Source organism: Janthinobacterium sp. RA13 (genome assembly GCF_000745325.1).
GTDB classification, from domain to species: domain Bacteria; phylum Pseudomonadota; class Gammaproteobacteria; order Burkholderiales; family Burkholderiaceae_D; genus Janthinobacterium; species Janthinobacterium rivuli.
Genome location: NZ_JQNP01000001.1, coordinates 3632522 through 3648337 on the forward strand (window position 1 = coordinate 3632522; position 15816 = coordinate 3648337).

The window sequence follows — 15816 nt, forward strand, 5'->3', positions numbered from 1 at the left end:
CTCAGGCCTTCAGCTTCTCGCCCGTCAGGCGTTCGATGGCTTCAAAATACTTGGCCTGGGTTTTTTCGATGACGTCGGCCGGCAGCGCAGGCGCCGGTGCGGTCTTGCCCCAGGTCAGGGTTTCCAGATAGTCGCGCACGAATTGCTTGTCGAACGATGGCGGCGAAATGCCAGGCTGATACGAATCGGCAGGCCAGAAACGCGACGAGTCGGCCGTCAGCACTTCATCCATCAGATGCATGACGCCATTGTCGTCCAGGCCGAATTCGAACTTGGTGTCGGCGATGATGATGCCGCGCGTGGCAGCGTATTCGGCGGCCGTCTTGTACAGTTGAATGGCCACGTCGCGCATCTTGGCGGCCAGGTCGGCGCCGATGCGCTCTTCCATTTCGGCAAAACTGATGTTTTCGTCATGCTCGCCCAATTCGGCCTTGGCCGCCGGGGTGAAGATCGGTTCCGGCAGTTTTTCCGCCTGTTGCAGGCCTGCTGGCAGCGCGATGCCGCAGATGCTGCCCGTGTCCTGGTAATCTTTCCATCCCGAACCAATGATGTAGCCGCGCACGACTGCCTCGACCATGATCGGTTTCAAGCGCTTGGCCACGACGGCGCGGCCTTGCACTTGCTCCACTTCATCAGCTGCCACCACGGATTCCGGCGCCACGCCGGTCAGGTGGTTTGGCACGATATGGCCCAGTTTCTCGAACCAGAAGTCGCTCATCTGGTTGAGGACCTTGCCCTTGCCGGGGATAGGCTCGTTCATGACGACATCGAAGGCCGACAGGCGGTCCGTGGTGACGATCAGAATCTTGTCGTCGCCAACGGCGTAGTTGTCGCGGACCTTGCCGTGGCCCAGCAATGGCAGGGAATGGATGGAAGTCTGATAGAGGCTGTTCATAGCGGGGGAATAGTTGGATGAAACGAAACCGGCAGGCAGGGGGTGCCCGCCGGTCGAGAAAATCGGGCACGGAGCATTGCTTCCGGCCCGTTCCAGACAGAATTTTACTTCACAATTTGCGACAGCTCGCCGGCCTTGTAGCGCTCGGCCATTTTTTCCATCGTGATGACCTTGATTTTCGACGCCTGGCCTTCGCAGCCGAAAGCCTGCATGCGCGCGCGCACGATTTGCTCGGCGGCGGTGCGCGCTGGCTTCAGGAAGTCGCGCGGGTCGAATTTCGACGGGTTCTCGAACAGGTACTTGCGCACGGCAGCCGTCATCGCCAGGCGGATGTCGGTGTCGATGTTGATCTTGCGCACGCCGTGACGGATGCCTTCCTGGATTTCCTCGACTGGCACGCCGTAGGTTTCCTTCATGTCGCCGCCGAATTCGCGGATGATGGCCAGCAATTCCTGCGGCACCGACGAAGAACCGTGCATCACCAGGTGGGTATTCGGGATGCGCGCGTGGATTTCCTTGATGCGGTCGATGGCCAGGATGTCGCCCGTCGGCTTGCGCGTGAATTTGTAGGCGCCGTGCGAGGTGCCGATGGCGATCGCCAGGGCGTCGCACTGGGTGCGCTGCACGAAGTCGGCCGCTTGCGCCACGTCCGTCAACAGTTGCTCGCGCGTCATGGTGCCGTCCGCGCCGTGGCCGTCTTCCTTGTCGCCCTTCATGGTTTCCAGCGAACCGAGCACGCCCAGTTCCGCTTCCACCGTCACGCCGATGGCGTGCGAGAATTTCACCACTTCACGCGACACTTCCACGTTGTAGTCGTAGGAGGCGACCGACTTGCCGTCCGCTTCCAGCGAACCGTCCATCATCACGGAAGTAAAACCCGAGCGGATGGCGGCCATGCAGACGGCCGGCGACTGGCCGTGATCCTGGTGCATGACGACGGGAATGTGCGGATACGCTTCGACGGCGGCGTCGATCAGGTGGCGCAGGAACGCTTCACCGGCGTACTTGCGCGCGCCAGCGGACGCCTGCATGATCACCGGCGAGTTCAGCGCATCGGCGGCGGCCATGATGGCTTGCACTTGCTCCAGGTTGTTGACGTTGAAAGCAGGAATGCCATAACCGTTTTCGGCGGCATGGTCCAGCAGTTGACGCATGGATACGAGAGACATGGTAATACTCCAGATAACAATAGAAACCGTTGCGGCGCTTCGCGGTCGATGACCGCGGCGGCGCCTGAATTCTTTACATCAGATCAGCACTGCTTCGAGGTCGCCTACCTTGACAATTTTCAGGGCATTCGTGCCGCCCACCTGACCCATCGGTTCACCCCAGGTAACGACGATCATGTCGCCCTTGCGGACGATACCTTGTTCCACCAGCAAGTCTTCCGCCTGCTTCAGCACTTGCGCGCTGGGGGCGTTCTGCATCAGATGATACGCCCGAACATTGCGGTACAGCGCGGCTTTGCGCAAAGTCGTCACGCTGGGCGTGAGCGCGTAGATCGGCGTGTCGATACTGTGGCGGCTCATCCACAAGGCGGTGGAACCGGATTCCGTCAGCGCCACGATGGCTTTGACGCGCAAATGGTGGGCCGTAAACAGCGCGCCGTAGGCGATCGACTGGTCGATGCGGGTAAACGTGACGTTGAGGAAATCGGCGTCGAGCTTGTTGTATTCGGACTGTTCCGCTTCCACGCAGATGGCGGCCATCATTTCCACCGTCTCGATCGGGTACTTGCCCGAGGCCGTTTCGGCCGACGTCATGACGGCGTCCGTGCCGTCGAGCACGGCATTGGCCACGTCGGACACTTCCGCGCGGGTTGGCACGGCATTGACGATCATCGATTCCATCATCTGCGTGGCCGTGATCGCCAGCTTGTTCGATGCGCGCGCCATCTTGATCATGCGTTTCTGCAAGGCTGGCACGGCCGCATTGCCCACCTCGACGGCCAGGTCGCCACGGGCCACCATGATGCCGTCGGAAGCGTCGAGAATTTCCTGCAGGGCAGGAATGGCTTCCGCGCGCTCGATCTTGGCGATCATCATCGGCTTGTGGTGGTACGGCTCGCCGGCGATATTGGCCAGCTGACGCGCCATTTCCATGTCGGTCGCGCATTTCGGGAAGGAAATGGCCAGATAGTCGGCCTGGAAACTCATGGCCGTCTTGATATCTTCCATATCCTTGGCCGTGAGCGCGGGCGCGGACAGGCCGCCGCCCTGGCGGTTGATGCCCTTGTTGTTCGACAACTCGCCGCCGATCTTGACGGTGGTGTGAATTTCGCTGCCGTGGATGCGCTCGACGATCAGCACGATCAGGCCGTCGTTCAGCAGCAGCACGTCGCCCTTGTGCAAGTCGCGCGGCAAGGCTTTGTAGTCGAGGCCGACTCTTTCCTGGTTGCCCAGTTCGCCATTCTCGCCCCACTTGGCGTCGAGGATGAAGCGCTCTCCCGCCTCCAGCTGGATACGGGTGTTTTCAAACTTGCCGACGCGAATCTTCGGCCCTTGCATGTCGGCCATGATGGCCACTTCGCGGCCGCACTCGGCCGCCGCCAGGCGCACCAGCGCCGCGCGGTCGATATGGTCTTGCGCCTTGCCGTGGGAAAAATTCAAGCGCACCACGTCGACACCCGCACGTATCATTTTCACCAGGATATCGAAGTCGGTGGAAGCGGGGCCGATTGTTGCTACGATTTTTGTACCGCGTGGCATAGGAGTCCTTGTGCGCGAGCGAAGGTGAGCAAGACCTGGCGGCTATGCCGCCCGGCAAGGTAAAAGCGCAGCGATCAGGCTGCGCTTGGTACTGAACGGCTAACGGCAGCGCCTCAAGCGGCGCGCTGCATGAGGATCTCGACGGCTGGCAAAGTCTTGCCTTCCAGGAACTCCAGGAAAGCGCCGCCGCCGGTCGAGATATAGCTGATTTTATCGGTAATGTCGTATTTGGCAATCGCCGCCAGGGTGTCGCCACCGCCAGCAATCGAGAAAGCTTTCGACTCGGCAATGGCCAGGGCCAGAGTCTTGGTGCCGTTGCCGAACTGGTCGAATTCGAACACGCCGACCGGGCCGTTCCACACGATGGTGCCAGCCGCGGCGATTTGCTGCGCCAGCAGGGCCGCCGTTTTCGGGCCGATATCGAGGATCATGTCGTCGTCCGCCACGTCGGCCACGTCCTTGACGGTGGCAACGGCCGTGGGCGAAAACTCCTTGGCGCACACGACGTCGACGGGAATCGGCACTTGCGCGCCGCGCTTGGCCATGATCTCGATGATGGCCTTGGCTTCCTCGACGAGTTCCGCTTCCACCAGCGACTTGCCGACGTTCAAGCCGACGGCCTTCATGAAGGTGTTGGCGATGCCGCCGCCGACGATCAGGTTATCGACCTTGTCGGACAGGGCTTTCAAAATGGTCAGCTTGCTCGATACTTTCGAACCAGCAACGATGGCCAGCAATGGCCGGGCCGGGGCGTGCAAGGCTTTCCCCAGCGCATCCAGTTCAGCGGCCAGCAGCGGACCGGCGCAGGCGACGGGGGCGAACTTGGCGATGCCGTGCGTGGAGGCTTCCGCGCGGTGGGCCGTGCCGAACGCGTCATTGACGTAGATATCGCACAGCTTGGCCATTTTTTGCGCCAGCTCATCGCTGTTTTTCTTTTCGCCCTTGTTGACGCGCACGTTTTCCAGCAGGACGACCTGGCCGGCAGCCAGCGATTCCAGGCCGGCGCCATCGACCCAATTTTGTTTCAATGCAACTTCCTGGCCCAGCAGCTCGGACAGGCGGGCGGCTACGGGCGCCAGGCTGTCGGCAGGCTTGAACTCGCCTTCCGTCGGACGGCCCAAGTGCGACGTCACCATGACCGCGGCGCCAGCGTCGAGGGCGGCGCGGATGGCCGGCACCGAGGCGCGGATGCGCGTATCTTCGGTGATCTTGCCACTGTCATCTTGCGGGACATTCAGGTCGGCGCGGATAAACACGCGCTTGCCTTGCAGTGCATTTTGGGCGATCAAATCTTGCAGACGGATGAAGTTGAGAACAGCTGACATGGCGATCCAGATGACGAGTGGAAGGAAGTGCGCTATTTTACCGCAATGACCAGAGCAAATCCCCGATTTGTCCTGCTTTACTAAAAAACGTGCAACAGTCGCAAGCCCGTGAAAACCAGCATGCCGAAGACGATGGTTTGCAGCATATTGCGGCGGATCACGAAAAAGAGCGTGGCGGCAATCCCCGACAAGAGTTTCAAATTCGACAATTCCAAGTGCACTTGCTGCCCCTCCATCAGCAGGTCGGGCGCGATGATGGCCGCCAGCGCGCAGGCCGGCGCATAGCGCAGCATCTCGCCCACGCGGCGTGGAATGGTGACGTGGTGGCCGATCAGCCAAAAGGTGCTGCGCGTGGCGGCCGTTGCCACCACCAGCACGGCGATGGCGATCCACACGTCGCTCCCGCCCAGGTCGATGCCGTCAAACATGACGTTTTGTCCATTTCTCGGTCAATTCTTCCACGGCCATGGCGCTGACCATGCCCACCACCACGGCGACCAGCAAGCCCAGCTTGTACGGCAGGCTGAAGGCCAGCACGGCCACCGCGCCCGCCACCAGCACGCCGCACAGGGCGGCGCGGCTGAGAATCAGCGGCACCGTCACGCACAGGATCGCCAGGGTGCCCGCAAAACCCAACCCCCATTCGGCCGGCACGACGGCGCCCAGCACGATGCCGATGAAGGAACCGATTTGCCAGGCCAGCCAGTTGGGGTAAATCAAGCCTTTCAGGAAGGGCAGCTTGGCCGGGTCCGGCGTTTCATGGGGATAGCGCTGCAGGAACAGGCCCACCGTGATGTCGCCCGCCACATAGCCGAGCGCAAAGCGCTGGCGCCACGGCAGATGGGAAAAATGCGGCGCCAGCAGCACGGAAAAGATGACAAAACGCAAATTGACGACGAGGGCCGTGGCGAAGATCACCCACACAGGCGCCTGCGCGGCCAGCAGGGGCAAAGATGCGAGCTGGGCCGAGCCGGCGAAGACAAACAGGGTCATGGCCCCCGCCTGCGCAACCGTCAACCCGCTTTTCACCATGGCCACGCCCACCACCATGCCCCAGGCGGCGATGCCCAGCAGGGTGGGCGCACCCAGGTTCAGGCCGGCGCGCCAGGCGTCTTTCAGCAGGGCGTCGTCCTTGGCGGCCGGGACGGCGTTCACGCGGCGCTCCGGCCGAGGTAGTGTGGTAACTGCACAACAATGGTGCGCGGGGCGCAATGGCGCAACGGTAATACCGGCAAGGCAAATCCAGTCAGTGTGGCGCTGCAGCTGCCATATTTCCGCAAAAACCCGCGCCGCAGCCGAAGATGATCGAGCCGACATTTTAGCCATGATTTTTGCTGTCTGCCTGAATCCGTTAAAATCGTGCTTTTGGCAGCAGCCGACTTCCTTCCATACAGCCTCACGGAGCATGACAAGATGACAAAAACCACCCAGCCAGCGGTCGAACTCGACAGTAAAGACTTGCCAGCCCACTGCCCTAACCCGGCCATGCCATTGTGGTCGTCGCATCCGCGTGTGTTCCTGGAATTCAACAAGGACGGTATCGCCAAGTGCCCTTACTGCGGCACGGCCTACACCCTGAAGGAAGGCGCCAGCGCCGGCCACCATTAAACTGCCCAGCGGCGCGCCCCCAGCGCGCCGTTTTCATTTGCACACTGAGCTGTACCGATCAAGCCGGAGTCGTCATGAAACGTCTGAAAGAACTCAATGGCAGCGCCGCCGAAGTCGAAGCGGCGTTCTACGATGCCTTGCACCGCGCCGACCTCGAAGCGCTGATGGCGCTATGGGCCGACGATGAAGAGATCGTCTGCATCCACCCGGGCGGCGCGCGCCTGATCGGCCACGCCGCCATCCGCGCCTCGTGGGAAACCATCCTGACCGGCGGCGGCCTGCACATCGTGCCAGCGCAGCTGCATGAAACGCACAATCTGATGAGCTCGGTGCACACGGTCATCGAAGGCGTGACCCAGGAAGAAGGCGGTCCGGCGCACCTGCTGGCCACGAACGTGTACGTAAAAACGCCGCGCGGCTGGCGCATCGTCTTGCATCACGCCTCCATCGCCCCCGGTGGCGCACCGGCCGATGCCGCGGGAGCGCAGATTCTGCACTGATGGCTTTGTCTCTTTTCTATACCGCCCCGCTGTGGCTGCCTGGCGGCCACGCGCAGACGATTTATCCGGCCGTGTGCCTTGCCAAGCCGGCCGTGGCCTTCCGCCGCGAACGCTGGCAAGCGCCCGATGGCGATTTCGTCGACGTCGACCTGGTCGACGGCCAGCCTGGCCAGCCCTTCGTGGTGCTGTTCCACGGCCTGGAAGGCTCGTCGAACAGCCATTACGCGCGCGCCCTGATGGCCGAGGTGGCCGCGCGCGGCTGGTCCGGCGCCGTGCCGCATTTTCGCGGCTGCTCGGGCGAAGCCAACCTGGCCCCGCGTTTCTACCATTCGGGCGATGCGCAGGAAGTGGACTGGATCGTGCAGCGCCTGCGCCCGCGCGCCACCGGTAAATTTTACGCGACCGGCGTGTCGCTGGGCGGCAACGCCCTGCTGTGCTGGCTGGGCCAGTCGCAGCACCAGGCCGATTTCATCGATGCGGCCGCGGCCGTATCGGCCCCGCTGGACCTGGCGCAAGGGGGCAAGGCTCTGTCTTCGGGCGCCAACCGGCTCTACACGCGCATGTTCCTGAACACCTTGAAACCGAAATGCCTGGCCAAGCTGGAGCAGTTCCCCGGCCTGTTCGCGCGTGACGCCATGCTGGCCGCGCGCGACTTGCACGCCTTCGACAATGTCGTCACGGCCCCCCTGCACGGCTACCGCGACGCCGACGATTACTGGCACCGCGCCAGCGCCAAGCACGTCTTGCACGACATCACCGTGCCGACCCTGGTACTGAATGCGCAAAACGATCCTTTCCTGCCCGGACGCTTCCTGCCGCGCAGCGCCGCGCCGACGGTTACGCTCGAGTATCCGCGCCACGGCGGCCACGTCGGCTTTGCCGCCGGCAAGTTGCCGGGAAGCACACGCTGGCTGCCGCAACGGCTGCTCTCCTTTTTTGAAAACGGCAACATGGCGCCGTCTGTGTCGCAAAGCTGGCACGCTGGCGGTGCGCCCACTCACATGGAAAACGCTACACATGGATGAACTCGTCAAGCAAGCCCTGGCCAAATGGCCGAACGTACCGCACTGCTACGGCTGGCTGGGCCTGGATGCGCGCGGCCACTGGCGCATGCGCGACCAGCAGGCGCAACAGCAACAACTGCCCGGCGACAAGATCGCCCACGCGGCCCTGTTGAATTTCATCAACCGCAATTACGCCCAGGACGAACGCGGTTGCTGGTTTTTTCAGAACGGCCCGCAGCGCGTGTATGTGAACCTGGAAGCGACGCCGTATATCGCCCGCAGCGATCCGCAGCACGGTTTTGTCTTGCAGACGGGCGCGCCGCTGGAACAGATCGAGCAAGTGTATTGGTGCGACGACGGCATGCTGATCTTGCGCCATGGCGATATCGTGGCGCAGGTGGATGACCGCGACCTGTCGCAGGTGCTCGATGCGCTACATGTCGATGGCCAAGTGGCCAGCAACGACGACTTGCTGGACTGGCTGGAATTGCACCAGGGCAGCTTGACCCTATTGCACGCGGGCAAGCACATTGCCGTGCAGCCGCTGCGCTACGATGCCGTGCCGCAAACCTTCGACTTCCAGCCGGTGCCGCAAGCCGATCAGGACTAGCCCTTCTGGTCCTTGATCTGTTCGCGGCGCTTTTCCTGCAGTTCGCGTTCGCGCGCATCGATCACGGCCTGGTCATAAAAGGTCGCGTCCGTCGATTTGCGGGCGATCGTCAGCTGGTCCAGCGCGGCCATGGTGGCGCCCTGCAAGACGTACGATTCGGCCAGCGCCATGTGCTGCAAGGTCATCTTGCCCTGGTCCGCATAAGCTTTCGCCAGTAAATCGTAGAGTTCCGGCTCTTCCTTGTACAGCTGCACCTGCTCGCGCAAATACAGGGTCGATTGCTCCAGCTTGCCGGCAGCCATCAACGCTTCCGCATACTGGTGGGCAATGCCGCGCGAGAGGGGGAACTGCTGGCGCGCAGCGTCGGCCGCCTTCAACGCCTGTTGCGCCACTTCCTTCTTTTGCGCCGGCATCAACAGCACTTCCAGCGCCATCGCGGCCAGCAGGGAATTGGGACCCTGCGTGCCGCCCGACGTCAGCACATTTGGCGCGGCCGGCTGGTGCAGTGCCGCATTGGCCGCATCGAGTTCCTTTTGCGCCTCCGCCGGCTTGCCCTGCTTGACGGCGACAAAGGACAAGCCGTAGTGGGCGGCCGTCACCTGGAAGCGGCTTTGCTGTTCCAGCTGCGTCTTGAAGAGGGCCTTGGCATTCAACAAACCTTGCACGCTTTCATCCTGCAGCACGCGGGCGCGGGCGCGGGCCAGGTGGAAACTCAGGCTGTCCGCCCGCTGCTTGTACGGCTGCTCACGGATGCGCGCCTGGATGTCGGCGATGCGTTCCGTCGTCAGCGGGTGGGTCTGCAGGTAGGCGGGCATCAGGTCGCTGTACGAGCGGCTGGCCGCCTGCATGCGGCCGAAGAAGGCCACCATGCCGGTGGTGTCGAAACCGGCTTCGCCCATGATCTGGAAACCGATGCGGTCCGCCTCGCGTTCGGCGTCGCGGCCGAAATTGAGCTGGCGCTGGATGGCCAGGCCCTGGCCGGCGGCAAACACGCCCATGGCAACGTCGCCGCCGGCGCGCGAAGCGAGCGCCGCCAGCAGCATGGCGGCCAGCGGCATCAGGGCATCCTGGCGCTGCTGGCCCAGCATGCGCGCGATATGGCGCTGCGCCACATGGCCGATCTCGTGCGACAGCACGGACGCCAGTTCCGCCTCCGTTTGCGCCGCCAGCACCAGGGCCGAGTGCACGCCGATGAAGCCGCCAGGCAAGGCAAACGCGTTCAACTGGGGATCGCGCACGGCAAAGAAGAAATAATCGTAATTCGTTTCGCCGCGCACGCTGGGACGCGCCGCCACAAGCGCGTTGCCGAAGGTATTCAGATATTCGAGCAAGGGCGCGTCATCGAGGTAGTCGCGGTCGCCGCGGATGCCGCGCATGATTTCCTCGCCGATCTTGCGCTCCATCGCCGGCGACAGGTCTTCGCGCGAGGTGTCGCCCAGGTTCGGCAGGTTTGGCGCCGGCGGCACGGCCAGCGGCGTCCAGCTGCTCGCCGGCTTGGCCGCCGCGCTGGCGGCCGGCGCCGCTGGCGCGGAGGTATAGGTTTGCGCCAGCGCAGAAGGGGCAGCGCAGCACAGCGCGGCCAGCAGGGATACACGCCATGGCTGGCGCAGCCATGCGGCGGCGGCGTTTTCAAGTACGGTCTGGAGGGGAGTTTTTGAATTCACGGGTGCTATCATACCTTGTTAGCGGCACCCATTCCCACGCGTGCCGCGCCCCACTCCTCACCTATTTTTGACGCCATGACAACAGCAGACAAGCAAGCCCCCGCCGGGGAATTGACCCATTTCGACGCCACGGGCCAGGCCCATATGGTCGACGTGGGCAGCAAGGAAGACACGCGCCGCAGCGCCGTGGCCGCCGGCACCATCCGCATGCAGCCCGCCACCCTGGCATTGATCATTTCAGGCAATGCAAAAAAAGGCGACGTGCTGGGCATCGCCCGCATCGCCGCCATCATGGGCGCCAAGCGTACCAGCGACCTGATTCCCCTGTGCCACCCGCTGGCCCTCACGCGCGTCACCGTCGATTTTGAAGTCGATGAAGCGGCCAACAGCGTGCACTGCCGCGCCCAGGTCGACACGACGGGCAAGACGGGCGTGGAAATGGAAGCGCTCACTTCCGTGCAGATCGGCTTGCTGACAATTTATGACATGTGCAAAGCCGTCGACCGGGGCATGGTCATGACGAATGTGCGCGTACTGGAAAAGCATGGCGGCAAGTCGGGTGACTGGCATGCCGAGCTGTAATTATTTTGCCTGGCGCGCCAGTTGCTCCTGGAAGCGGCGCAAATCGTACACTAGCCAGGCGCCGCCGGACAGGCACAGCGCGATGATGGCCTTGGACAGCGGCAAGTGAAATTGCTCCTGTCCTGCCAGCGCAAAGCCGGTATGGATCAGGAAGGTGGCCACGCCCAGGGCCGCGCAGCAGCTCGCATAAAAAGGTGCCCGCGCGGTGGACAGCAACACGTGCTTATAGCCCACCAGCACCACGGCAATCGCCGCCAGGTTAAACACGAGAAAACCCTGCACGCCGCCCGGCAGATGGAACATCTCCCACTCTTTCCAGTAGGCAGCGTCGATTTGATGCAGGATGAGGAACAACATGGTCCAGAAGTAGCTGCGCGGCATAGGATTTACATTCGTCAATATTGAAGCAATTGTAAAGCCTGCACCGCGCGGCGGCGCGTGCACCTGGCATTTTTCGATGCCAATATGAATTTCATTGATATAAATGCTTTTTCATCAAGAAATCATGCATACTGCGAGTCGTCCATATCCAGATGAGCATCGCATGACAAGCAAGCAGCCCGCCGTGGAAACCAAGCTCCAGGACTTCGACTTCGAGGCCATGAATCTGCAGGTGGGTGGCCGCATCCAGTTCATCACACACCGCACCATCAAGCCCATCCAGCATTTCTCGACCCTGATCGGCTATGTGAAAGATGAGTACCTGATCGTCAAGATTCCCATGGAAAACGGCGCTTCCATCGTGCTCAACGAGGGCGACAAGCTGACCATCCGCGTGTTTTCCGGCGTCACCGTGTGTTCGTTTTCCTGCAGCGTGCTGCGCATCTTTGGCCGCCCGCTCAACTATGTGCACCTGAGCTTTCCGGACGCCATCCAGGGCACCAGCCTGCGCACGGCCATGCGCGTGAAAGTGGACATTCCGGCACAGCTGAGCTACCGCGACGTGGCGGCCGTGCCCGTGTTCATCGTCAACCTCAGCGTCTCGGGCGCGCTGATCGAGGCGCCCGGCATGCTCACACCGGACGATGAGGGCGTGGCCCTGAGCTTTACCCTGCTGGTGCAGCCGAACAAGCACCAGATGCGCGTCAATACGCGCGCCCGCATCCAGAACGTCAGCGTGGGCAAGCCGTCGAATGGCCATGCCGCCGAGGTGGCGGAAATCTATACGTATGGCGTGCAATTCATCGACCTGGAACCGACCCACTACACCCTGCTGCAAAACCTCACCTATGAAGCGCTGATCGCGGACCGGCAAAAAATCGTCTGACACCGGGCAGACAAGCGTCACCTAGAGCGTCGGCGTCACGTCGGGAATATTGTTTTTGGTAATCGCCTCCTTCGCCGCCGGATTCGTCACGGTGGTGCTATTGAACCAGGTCAGACTGCTCGTGCCCGGCTTCATGGTCATCGTCACGGTTTGTCCACCGATACCGGTGCCCAGGTCGGCCGCCAGGGTCAGCACGATATCGCCCTTATTCACCGTGGCGCTGGCCACTTCGCGCGTGGCACTGAACACGGGAATGGCGCTGGGCACGGCCTGGGTGGGCGTGCTGCAGGCGGCCGCCTCGCCGCCGTTTTCCTGCACGCACAGGGCCACGGCCGTTTTTAACGGGGCAGCGGCCGCCAGCACGTTGCTGACCTTGGCCCGCATCGTATAGTCGCCATACTGGGGAATGGCCACGGCCGCCAGGATGCCGGCGATGGCCACCACGATCATCAGTTCTATCAGGGTAAATCCGCTTTGCGCGTGCATCGTATCCTCCCATGGTGCATTGCTCACGCCAGGTACGTTGCAAGCGCCATGCCAGCGGCGCGCCCGGGCAGCGGTGGCACGCATGGAAAGAAAAGCGACACATTTGGGCAGGTTCGGACCAGCATCGTCCGCCCAGGCCGGGAATCGGCCTGTCTTGCGGACAAAAAAAAGGAGCCGAAGCTCCTTTTTTGTACTGCGGTGACCAGGCTGAAATTACAGCATGGCTTTCAGCAGACGCGCCATTTCCGACGGGTTTTTGGTCACGGTGATGCCGCAAGCTTCCATGATTTCCAGCTTGGCTTGTGCCGTATCGGCACCGCCCGAGATCAGCGCGCCGGCGTGGCCCATGCGCTTGCCTGGAGGAGCGGTCACGCCAGCGATGAAGCCAACGACCGGTTTTTTCATGTTGTCTTTGATCCAATAAGCCGCGTTGGCTTCGTCTGGACCACCGATTTCGCCGATCATGATGACCGCGTCGGTATCTGGATCGTCATTGAACATCTTCATGATGTCGATGTGCTTCAGACCGTTGATCGGGTCGCCGCCGATGCCGACTGCCGACGATTGGCCCAGGCCCAGTGCGGTCAGCTGACCCACTGCTTCATAGGTCAGGGTGCCCGAACGCGACACCACGCCGATACGGCCCTTCTTGTGGATGTGACCTGGCATGATGCCGATCTTGATTTCGTCTGGCGTGATCAGGCCTGGGCAGTTAGGGCCCAGCAGCAAGGTTTTGCTGTTGGCTTTAGCCATGCGGTCTTTCAGAGCCATCATGTCGCGGACAGGAATGCCTTCGGTGATGCAAATGGCCAGATCCATTTCAGCTTCGACAGCTTCCCAGATCGCCGCTGCCGCGCCTGCTGGCGGTACGTAGATCACGGACACGTTGGCGCCAGTTTCTTTTTTCGCTTCGGTCACGTTAGCGAAAATTGGAATGCCTTCGAAATCTTCGCCGGCTTTCTTCGGGTTCACGCCTGCCACGAAGGCAGCTTTGCCGTTCGCGTAGTCGCGGCAACCGCGGGTGTGGAACTGGCCGGTCTTGCCGGTGATCCCTTGGGTAACGACTTTGGTATCTTTATTGATCAGAATGGACATGTTGATTCCTTAATTAAGCTTGACCGGCAGCAGCGGCAACGACGCTCTTGGCTGCATCTTCCATGGTGTCGGCTGCGATGATAGGCAGACCGGAATCGGCCAGCATCTTTTTGCCCAGGTCTTCGTTGGTGCCCTTCATGCGCACGACCAGTGGCACGTTCAGCGAGACGGCTTTCACTGCGGCGATGACGCCTTCAGCGATCACGTCGCAACGCATGATGCCGCCGAAAATGTTCACCAGGATGGCTTTCAGGCCTGGGTTTTTCAGCATGATCTTGAACGCTTCGGTGACTTTTTCCGCCGTGGCGCCGCCGCCGACGTCCAGGAAGTTGGCTGGCTCGCCGCCGAACAGTTTAATCGTGTCCATGGTGGCCATGGCCAGGCCGGCGCCGTTCACCAGGCAACCGATGTTGCCGTCGAGCGAAATGTAGGCCAGGTCGAATTTCGACGCTTCGATTTCAGCTGGATCTTCTTCGTCCAGATCGCGCAGGGCGACGATTTCCGGATGACGGAACAGGGCGTTCGGGTCAAAGTTGAACTTGGCGTCCAGAGCGATGACTTTGCCGCTGCCGGTAACGATCAGCGGGTTGATCTCGGCCAGCGAGCAATCGGTTTCCCAGTACGCTTTGTACAGGCCTTGCAGGTTGACGCGGGCGTCGGCGATGGAGCCGGCAGGCACGCCGATTTTGGCGGCGATGTCGTCTGCCTGGGCATCGGTCAGGCCGGTGCCTGGATCGATGGTGACGTGGTGGATCTTCTCAGGGTGGCTCTCGGCCACTTCTTCGATGTCCATGCCGCCTTCGGACGACGCCATCAGGACGATTTTCTGGGTAACGCGGTCGGTGACCAGCGACACGTACAGTTCTTGTTTGATGTCGGCGCCTTCTTCCACCAGCAGGCGGTTGACTTTCTGGCCTTCGGCGCTGGTCTGATGCGTGATCAGCTGCATGCCCATGATCTGGTCAGCGTATTCCTTGACTTGCTCGATCGATTTTGCCACTTTCACGCCGCCGCCCTTGCCGCGGCCACCTGCGTGGATCTGTGCCTTGACGACCCACACCGGGCCGCCCAGGGTTTCCGCAGCCTTGACTGCCTCTTCGACGGACATGCACGGGATACCGCGTGGTACCGTCACTCCGTGCTGCCGGAGGATTTCTTTGGCTTGATACTCATGGATTTTCATGCTGGCTTCCCTTCTGATACTGATGTGTAAAAATACGGTTAGTGGTGCAAAAAAAACAGGAAAGCGCCGGGGTCACGGCTTGGCTACCCAGCGCGGGTAATACTGTGCCACCGCCCCGCCATCGGTGCGCAGGGCGTGGCATTTGTCGAGTTGAAACGGCTTTTCATGCGATAAGTCAGCATTCGCACCGTCGCGGGTCGACCAGACATCGCCGGCAAATGCCTGAACCGTCGCAGTCGGCAAGACTTGCGCCAGTTCGGTCAAATGGGTACAGCCAGCGATTCCCGCCAGGCGCTGTTTCAAGTCGCGGCGGAAATTCTTCAATAAATTCAGACCGATCAGCGCCCGGTAAGCGGGGCCGATGGTATCGCAAAAACCGGGATAGGGCACGGCATCGGAGGCAGCTTCGGCCTCGACAATGGTCAGTTCGCGATCGACGGTAATGCGTAAATGGAGGTCATGCAGAGGGGCGCCGGCGGGACGGGGGCCCGAGGCCAGGGTCGCGTCATAGCTTTTGATATCGGTGATACGGGCGTCAATATCCCACAGGCCGTCGTCGCGCACATACGCTTGGACGTCGATAACGCGGGAGTGCCGTAGGGCGCGCCGGGATACGGGAGTTGACAGGGGCATAAGACCGATGCCGCTTGCGCGGCCATAATTAGTAAGCAGCCATGTGCATAAAGCACGCCGTTCGCAGCTTCTACGAACAGCAACCGCACCTGCGGCGCCGCAAAAACCCTAAAAGTGTAGCACACAGGGCGCTAGTTGCGCCGCAACATAATTATTTATTGGTCTGGCCGCCCGCCGCAAATTATCAATGAAAATCGCAAAATGAATGACAAACATTCACAATTTAAATAACTCGGAAGCAGGTCGGCAGGCACTG

18 protein-coding genes are annotated in these 15816 nt (G+C 61.6%); 6 read left to right on the forward strand and 12 right to left on the reverse strand.

What is annotated here, in order from left to right; translation table 11 throughout:
• Position 1: 1 nt before the first annotated feature.
• The 6 genes from FG13_RS16130 to FG13_RS16155 form a co-directional block, all read right to left on the reverse strand.
• The gene (locus tag FG13_RS16130) at positions 2-895 is read right to left on the reverse strand and encodes a phosphoribosylaminoimidazolesuccinocarboxamide synthase (RefSeq protein WP_035822489.1); all 894 of its coding nucleotides are present in this window, start codon (positions 893-895) and stop codon (positions 2-4) included.
• A gap of 104 nt (positions 896-999) precedes the next feature.
• Positions 1000-2064: a class II fructose-bisphosphate aldolase gene (gene fba, locus FG13_RS16135; protein ID WP_035822493.1), complete on the reverse strand. Its 1065-nt coding sequence runs from the start codon at positions 2062-2064 to the stop codon at positions 1000-1002.
• A 78-nt stretch (positions 2065-2142) separates the two neighbouring features.
• Positions 2143-3603, reverse strand: a complete 1461-nt coding sequence (gene pyk / locus FG13_RS16140; RefSeq protein WP_035822495.1) for a pyruvate kinase — start codon at positions 3601-3603, stop codon at positions 2143-2145.
• Between the two features lie 113 nt (positions 3604-3716).
• A complete protein-coding gene (locus FG13_RS16145) occupies positions 3717-4928 on the reverse strand; it encodes a phosphoglycerate kinase (protein ID WP_035822498.1) in 1212 nt (403 codons plus the stop codon).
• An 80-nt stretch (positions 4929-5008) separates the two neighbouring features.
• The gene (locus tag FG13_RS16150; protein ID WP_035822500.1) at positions 5009-5356 is read right to left on the reverse strand and encodes an AzlD domain-containing protein; all 348 of its coding nucleotides are present in this window, start codon (positions 5354-5356) and stop codon (positions 5009-5011) included.
• Positions 5349-6083: an AzlC family ABC transporter permease gene (locus tag FG13_RS16155; protein WP_035822502.1), complete on the reverse strand. Its 735-nt coding sequence runs from the start codon at positions 6081-6083 to the stop codon at positions 5349-5351. The genes FG13_RS16150 and FG13_RS16155 overlap by 8 nt, the downstream gene beginning before the upstream one ends.
• Before the next feature lie 258 nt (positions 6084-6341).
• Here FG13_RS16155 and FG13_RS16160 point away from each other — a divergent pair, with 258 nt between their 5' ends.
• The 4 genes from FG13_RS16160 to FG13_RS16175 all read left to right on the forward strand — a co-directional run bounded on the left by FG13_RS16160 (position 6342) and on the right by FG13_RS16175 (position 8650).
• Complete coding sequence (locus tag FG13_RS16160; protein ID WP_034780619.1) at positions 6342-6536, forward strand: zinc-finger domain-containing protein; 195 nt, start codon at positions 6342-6344, stop codon at positions 6534-6536.
• 74 nt (positions 6537-6610) lie between these two features.
• Positions 6611-7036 (forward strand): YybH family protein, encoded by a 426-nt coding sequence (locus FG13_RS16165; RefSeq protein ID WP_035822505.1) that lies wholly within the window; start codon positions 6611-6613, stop codon positions 7034-7036.
• Positions 7036-8061 (forward strand): YheT family hydrolase, encoded by a 1026-nt coding sequence (locus FG13_RS16170; RefSeq protein WP_035822507.1) that lies wholly within the window; start codon positions 7036-7038, stop codon positions 8059-8061. Before FG13_RS16165 ends, FG13_RS16170 begins: the two co-directional genes overlap by 1 nt.
• On the forward strand, positions 8054-8650 hold the full coding sequence (locus tag FG13_RS16175; RefSeq protein ID WP_035822509.1) for a DUF2946 family protein: 597 nt from the start codon (positions 8054-8056) through the stop codon (positions 8648-8650). Before FG13_RS16170 ends, FG13_RS16175 begins: the two co-directional genes overlap by 8 nt.
• Here FG13_RS16175 and FG13_RS16180 read toward each other — a convergent pair.
• Complete coding sequence (locus FG13_RS16180) at positions 8647-10236, reverse strand: beta-barrel assembly-enhancing protease (RefSeq protein WP_035828300.1); 1590 nt, start codon at positions 10234-10236, stop codon at positions 8647-8649. The two genes, FG13_RS16175 and FG13_RS16180, sit on opposite strands and share 4 nt — an antisense overlap.
• A 153-nt stretch (positions 10237-10389) precedes the next feature.
• Here FG13_RS16180 and moaC point away from each other — a divergent pair, with 153 nt between their 5' ends.
• The gene (gene moaC / locus FG13_RS16185) at positions 10390-10896 is read left to right on the forward strand and encodes a cyclic pyranopterin monophosphate synthase MoaC (protein WP_035822511.1); all 507 of its coding nucleotides are present in this window, start codon (positions 10390-10392) and stop codon (positions 10894-10896) included.
• On the opposite strand, the gene FG13_RS16190 is transcribed toward moaC, so the two are convergent.
• Positions 10897-11277, reverse strand: coding sequence for a DUF6713 family protein (locus tag FG13_RS16190; RefSeq protein ID WP_035822513.1), 381 nt, complete (start codon positions 11275-11277; stop codon positions 10897-10899). It abuts the gene before it with no gap.
• A gap of 163 nt (positions 11278-11440) precedes the next feature.
• Here FG13_RS16190 and FG13_RS16195 point away from each other — a divergent pair, with 163 nt between their 5' ends.
• Positions 11441-12163: a flagellar brake protein gene (locus tag FG13_RS16195; protein WP_035822515.1), complete on the forward strand. Its 723-nt coding sequence runs from the start codon at positions 11441-11443 to the stop codon at positions 12161-12163.
• Between the two features lie 21 nt (positions 12164-12184).
• Here FG13_RS16195 and FG13_RS16200 read toward each other — a convergent pair whose 3' ends face one another.
• The 4 genes from FG13_RS16200 to FG13_RS16215 form a co-directional block, all read right to left on the reverse strand.
• Positions 12185-12649: a pilin gene (locus FG13_RS16200; protein ID WP_035822518.1), complete on the reverse strand. Its 465-nt coding sequence runs from the start codon at positions 12647-12649 to the stop codon at positions 12185-12187.
• Between the two features lie 213 nt (positions 12650-12862).
• A complete protein-coding gene (gene sucD, locus FG13_RS16205; RefSeq protein ID WP_034746085.1) occupies positions 12863-13744 on the reverse strand; it encodes a succinate--CoA ligase subunit alpha in 882 nt (293 codons plus the stop codon).
• 13 nt (positions 13745-13757) lie between these two features.
• Entirely contained in the window at positions 13758-14927 is a 1170-nt protein-coding gene (gene sucC / locus FG13_RS16210) for an ADP-forming succinate--CoA ligase subunit beta (RefSeq protein ID WP_034746081.1), read from the reverse strand.
• A gap of 72 nt (positions 14928-14999) precedes the next feature.
• On the reverse strand, positions 15000-15560 hold the full coding sequence (locus FG13_RS16215) for a DUF2889 domain-containing protein (RefSeq protein ID WP_035822519.1): 561 nt from the start codon (positions 15558-15560) through the stop codon (positions 15000-15002).
• Between the last annotated feature and the right edge of the window lie 256 nt (positions 15561-15816).

Excerpts from the sequence above, each read along its gene's own strand:
- sucD (WP_034746085.1), bottom strand. The coding sequence starts at position 13,744 with ATGTCCATTCTGATCAATAAAGATACCAAAGTCGTTACCCAAGGGATC.
- moaC (WP_035822511.1), top strand. The coding sequence starts at position 10,390 with ATGACAACAGCAGACAAGCAAGCCCCCGCCGGGGAATTGACCCATTTC.
- FG13_RS16130 (WP_035822489.1), bottom strand. The coding sequence starts at position 895 with ATGAACAGCCTCTATCAGACTTCCATCCATTCCCTGCCATTGCTGGGC.
- pyk (WP_035822495.1), bottom strand. The coding sequence starts at position 3,603 with ATGCCACGCGGTACAAAAATCGTAGCAACAATCGGCCCCGCTTCCACC.
- FG13_RS16160 (WP_034780619.1), top strand. The coding sequence starts at position 6,342 with ATGACAAAAACCACCCAGCCAGCGGTCGAACTCGACAGTAAAGACTTG.
- FG13_RS16145 (WP_035822498.1), bottom strand. The coding sequence starts at position 4,928 with ATGTCAGCTGTTCTCAACTTCATCCGTCTGCAAGATTTGATCGCCCAA.
- fba (WP_035822493.1), bottom strand. The coding sequence starts at position 2,064 with ATGTCTCTCGTATCCATGCGTCAACTGCTGGACCATGCCGCCGAAAAC.
- FG13_RS16175 (WP_035822509.1), top strand. The coding sequence starts at position 8,054 with ATGGATGAACTCGTCAAGCAAGCCCTGGCCAAATGGCCGAACGTACCG.
- FG13_RS16190 (WP_035822513.1), bottom strand. The coding sequence starts at position 11,277 with ATGCCGCGCAGCTACTTCTGGACCATGTTGTTCCTCATCCTGCATCAA.
- FG13_RS16165 (WP_035822505.1), top strand. The coding sequence starts at position 6,611 with ATGAAACGTCTGAAAGAACTCAATGGCAGCGCCGCCGAAGTCGAAGCG.
- FG13_RS16170 (WP_035822507.1), top strand. The coding sequence starts at position 7,036 with ATGGCTTTGTCTCTTTTCTATACCGCCCCGCTGTGGCTGCCTGGCGGC.
- FG13_RS16150 (WP_035822500.1), bottom strand. The coding sequence starts at position 5,356 with ATGTTTGACGGCATCGACCTGGGCGGGAGCGACGTGTGGATCGCCATC.
- FG13_RS16215 (WP_035822519.1), bottom strand. The coding sequence starts at position 15,560 with ATGCCCCTGTCAACTCCCGTATCCCGGCGCGCCCTACGGCACTCCCGC.
- FG13_RS16195 (WP_035822515.1), top strand. The coding sequence starts at position 11,441 with ATGACAAGCAAGCAGCCCGCCGTGGAAACCAAGCTCCAGGACTTCGAC.
- sucC (WP_034746081.1), bottom strand. The coding sequence starts at position 14,927 with ATGAAAATCCATGAGTATCAAGCCAAAGAAATCCTCCGGCAGCACGGA.
- FG13_RS16200 (WP_035822518.1), bottom strand. The coding sequence starts at position 12,649 with ATGCACGCGCAAAGCGGATTTACCCTGATAGAACTGATGATCGTGGTG.